The organism is Streptomyces sp. NPDC049577 (assembly GCF_040675635.1).
In the GTDB taxonomy this organism is placed as follows: domain Bacteria; phylum Actinomycetota; class Actinomycetes; order Streptomycetales; family Streptomycetaceae; genus Streptomyces.
In genome coordinates, this window is sequence record NZ_JBFAPH010000431.1 from 1 (window position 1) to 4,428 (window position 4,428).

At 71.5% G+C, this 4,428-nt stretch carries 4 protein-coding genes; all 4 read left to right on the top strand.

The features are described 5' to 3' along the window. Positions 1-37 precede the first annotated feature (37 nt). A complete protein-coding gene (locus AB0K09_RS30265; protein WP_366068604.1) occupies positions 38-883 on the top strand; it encodes a hypothetical protein in 846 nt (281 codons plus the stop codon). 14 nt (positions 884-897) lie between these two features. Further along, complete coding sequence (locus AB0K09_RS30270; RefSeq protein WP_366068605.1) at positions 898-2,841, top strand: fumarate reductase/succinate dehydrogenase flavoprotein subunit; 1,944 nt, start codon at positions 898-900, stop codon at positions 2,839-2,841. After that, complete coding sequence (locus AB0K09_RS30275; protein WP_366068606.1) at positions 2,838-3,611, top strand: succinate dehydrogenase/fumarate reductase iron-sulfur subunit; 774 nt, start codon at positions 2,838-2,840, stop codon at positions 3,609-3,611. Before AB0K09_RS30270 ends, AB0K09_RS30275 begins: the two co-directional genes overlap by 4 nt. Before the next feature lie 183 nt (positions 3,612-3,794). Further along, the coding region (locus AB0K09_RS30280) for a TPM domain-containing protein (protein WP_366068607.1) at positions 3,795-4,428 on the top strand (634 nt) is incomplete at its 3' end.

Below are 4,428 nucleotides of genomic sequence, written 5' to 3' on the forward strand. Positions count from 1 at the left end.
TACGACTTCACGACCCCACTCCTGACCGGAGTCCGTCTTGGCCACTGGTACCGATCCCTCAGCCGTCGCCGGTTCCACGGGCGATCCGGCCGCGCGCGGCGTCCACCACGCGTCGCGCGCGGCGATCCGGGAGCGCCATCTGCGGCGCGACCGCTGGTGGCTGGCGCCCGCCGCCACGGCCGCCGGGCTGTTCGCGTTCGTCGTCTACTCCACCTGGCGGGCCTTCGCGAACGGCGACTACTACGCCGCGCCGTACGTCTCGCCGTTCTACTCGCCGTGCCTGGCGCACAACTGCGTGCCGATGCCGGCGGGCGCCGACTGGGACCTCTTCGGCCCGTGGTGGGGCCTGTCGCCCGCGCTGCTGGTGCTGATCTTCCCGCTGGGCTTCCGGCTGACCTGCTACTACTACCGCAAGGCCTACTACCGGGGCTTCTGGGCCTCGCCCCCGGCCTGCGCGGTCCCCGAGCCGCACGCGAAGTACACCGGCGAGACCCGCTTCCCGCTGATCCTGCAGAACGTCCACCGCTACTTCTTCTACTTCGCCGTGCTCGTCGCCGGGGTCCTGACGTACGACGCGGTGCTCGGCTTCCGGAACGCGGACGGCGAGTGGGGCCACATGGGCCTCGGCACCCTCGTACTGCTCGCGAACATCATCCTGATCTGGGCATACACCCTGTCCTGCCACTCCTGCCGGCACATCGTCGGGGGCCGGATCCGGAACTTCTCCCGGCATCCGGTGCGGTACCGGATGTGGGGCTGGGTGAGCGCGCTGAACGCCCGTCACATGCTGCTCGCGTGGGCGTCGCTGGTGAGCGTGGCGGTGGCCGATCTGTATGTGTACCTGGTCGCCAGTGGCGCCTTCGACGATCCGCGGTTCTTCTAGGGAGTGCTCGACTGATGGCACATGTGGACCGGCAGGCCTGGGACGTGGTCGTGGTCGGCGCCGGCGGCGCCGGGCTGCGGGCGGCCATCGAGGCCCGCGAGCGGGGGCTGCGCTGCGCGGTGATCTGCAAGTCGCTCTTCGGCAAGGCGCACACGGTCATGGCCGAGGGCGGCATCGCCGCCTGCATGGGAAACGTCAACAAGCGCGACAACTGGCAGGTGCACTTCCGCGACACCCTGCGCGGCGGCAAGTTCCTCAACGACTGGCGCATGGCCGAGCTGCTCGCCCAGGAGGCGCCCGAGCGGGTGTGGGAGCTGGAGCTGTGGGGCGCGGTCTTCGACCGCACGCCCCGGGGCGAGATCTCGCAGCGCAACTTCGGCGGCCACGAGTACCCGCGCCTGGCGCACGTCGGCGACCGTACGGGCCTGGAGCTGATCCGCACCCTCCAGCAGAAGATCGTCTCCCTCCAGCAGGAGGACCACCGGGAGTACGGGGACCACGAGGCGCGGCTGAAGGTCTTCCAGGAGTGCACGGTCACCCGCGTCCTCAAGGACGGGGACCGCACGGCGGGCGTCTTCGGCTACGAGCGGGAGTCCGGGCGGTTCTTCGTCGTCGAGGCGCCGGCCGTGGTGCTGGCCACCGGCGGCATCGGCAAGTCCTTCAAGGTGACCTCCAACTCCTGGGAGTACACCGGCGACGGGCACGCGCTCGCGCTGCTGGCCGGGGCGCGGCTGGTCAACATGGAGTTCGTGCAGTTCCATCCCACCGGCATGGTCTGGCCGCCGTCCGTGAAGGGCATCCTGGTCACCGAGTCGGTGCGCGGCGACGGCGGTGTGCTGCGCAACAGCGACGGCAAGCGGTTCATGTTCGACTACATCCCGGACGTCTTCCGCGACAAGTACGCCGAGACCGAGGACGAGGCCGACCGCTGGTACGCCGACCCCGACAAGAACCGCCGCCCGCCCGAGCTGCTCCCCCGCGACGAGGTGGCCCGTGCCATCAACGCCGAGGTCAAGGCCGGGCGCGGCTCCCCGCACGGCGGGGTGTTCCTGGACGTCTCCACGCGCATGCCGGCCGAGGTGATCCAGCGCAAGCTGCCGTCGATGCATCACCAGTTCAAGGAGCTGGCGGACGTCGACATCACCGCCGAGCCGATGGAGGTCGGGCCGACCTGTCACTACGTCATGGGCGGCGTCGAGGTCGACCCGGACACCGCCGCCGCACGGGGCGTGCCCGGCCTGTTCGCGGCGGGCGAGGTCGCGGGCGGGCTGCACGGCTCCAACCGGCTGGGCGGCAACTCCCTCTCCGATCTGCTGGTCTTCGGCCGGCGTGCCGGGCTGTACGCCGCCGAGTACACGGCGGGGCTGGGCGCCGGCGAGCGGCCGGCCGTCTCGGACGCCGACGTCGAGCTGGCCGAGGCGGAGGCACTGCGGCCGTTCGGCGCGGAGGGCGGCGACGCCGGCGTCTCGCCAGGGCTCGCGGAGAATCCGTACACGCTGCACCAGGAGTTGCAGCAGTCGATGAACGACCTGGTCGGCATCATCCGCCGGGCCGGCGAGATGGAGGAGGCCCTGCACCGGCTGGCGGCGCTGCGGACCCGGGCCCGGCGGGCCGGGGTGGAGGGGCACCGGCAGTTCAACCCCGGCTGGCACCTGGCGCTGGACCTGCGCAACATGCTGCTGGTCAGCGAGTGTGTGGCGCGGGCGGCGCTGGAGCGCGAGGAGAGCCGGGGCGGGCACACCCGGGACGACCATCCGGGGATGGACCGCCAGTGGCGGCGGGTCCGGCTGGTGTGCCGGCTCGCGGACGAGAGCGCCGAACCGGCGGTGGCCGACCCGGTCCTGGGCCGCATCCGGCTGGAGCGGCGCGAGGCCGAGCCGATGCGGGCGGACCTGCTGGAGCTCTTCGAGAAGGAGGAGCTGGCGAAGTACCTGACCGACGAGGAGCTGACCTCATGAGTTATCAGGCCCGCTTCAAGGTGTGGCGGGGTGATGCGGACGGCGGCGGACTCGTCGACTACGAGGTCGCCGTCAACGAGGGCGAGGTCGTCCTCGACATCATCCACCGCCTCCAGGCCACGGTCGCCTCCGACCTCGCCGTCCGCTGGAACTGCAAGGCGGGCAAGTGCGGTTCGTGCAGCGCGGAGATCAACGGCCGGCCGCGGCTGATGTGCATGACGCGGATGTCGGTCTTCGACCCGGCCGAAACCATCACCGTCACCCCGATGCGTACGTTCCCGGTCGTACGGGATCTGGTCACGGACGTGTCGTACAACTACACCAAGGCCCGCGAGGTGCCCTCCTTCGCCCCGCCGGCCGGGCTGCGGCCCGGGGAGGCGCGGATGATGCAGGAGGACGTGGGGCGGGTGCAGGAGTTCCGGAAGTGCATCGAGTGCTTCCTGTGCCAGAACACCTGCCATGTGGTGCGCGACCACGAGGAGAACAAGCAGGCCTTCGCCGGGCCCCGTTTCCTGATGCGCGTCGCCGAGCTGGACATGCATCCCCTCGACGCGGCCGCCGAGCAGGGCATCGACCGCCGCAGCGGCGCCCGCGAGGAGTTCGGGCTGGGCTACTGCAACATCACCAAATGCTGCACGGAGGTCTGCCCGGAGCACATCAAAATCACCGACAACGCGCTGATCCCCCTCAAGGAACGCGTCGTGGACCGCGCCTACGACCCGCTCGTGTGGCTCGGCGCCAGGATCCGCCGACGGAAGGCGGACGAGTGAGGGAATAGCGGAACGTAAATACCCCGAGCCGCTGGGTAGCGGCATGAACAATACGGTCATACGCTCCAAAGTGTGACGCGCCAAACAGTGACGCGGCTGTGGAGGCGGTACGGAGGGCCGGGGACGTCCGCCCGGGCGTTCGCCGGCACTCTTCTCGCACTCTGCGCCCTACTGCTTCCGGCGGTGCCCACCGCCCGCGCCGACACGCCGCTCGACCTCGACGCGGGCGGCCGGATCACCGACACCGTCGGCGCCCTGGGGCACCGGCGCGCCCAGGTCGAGGCCGCCCTCGACCGGCTGAGCGCCACCCACCACGTCCAGCTGTTCGTCACCTATGTGCGCGACTTCTCCGGCCGTTCGGCCCACGCCTGGGCCGACGCCACCGCCGACCGCAACGGCCTCGGCCAGCACGAGCTGCTGCTGGCCATCGCCGTCCAGGGCCGCCAGTACGCCGTCTCCGCCGCCCGGGACTCCGGATTCGCCAAGGCCCAGCTCGAAAAGGTCTCCGGCATCGCCATCGCGCCCGCCCTGCGCCAGAACGACTGGGCCGGCGCCGCGATCGGCGCGGCCGACGGCTACCTCGCCGTGCTCCAGGGCGAGCCCGTCCGCACCCCCGTCATCCGGCCCGGCAACAGCGACCCGGGCGGCATGGGGCTGCTGCCCGGCGGGCGCCGGGTCTGGGTGCCGCTCGGCGGCGCGATAGCCCTGGCCTGTACGGCCATGTATCTGCGTTCCCGGCGCGCCGCGCTCCGCCGCCGCGGCCGGGCGGGGCGCGAACCGCCCCTGCTGCCCACCACGACCGAGCCCGGGTTCACCC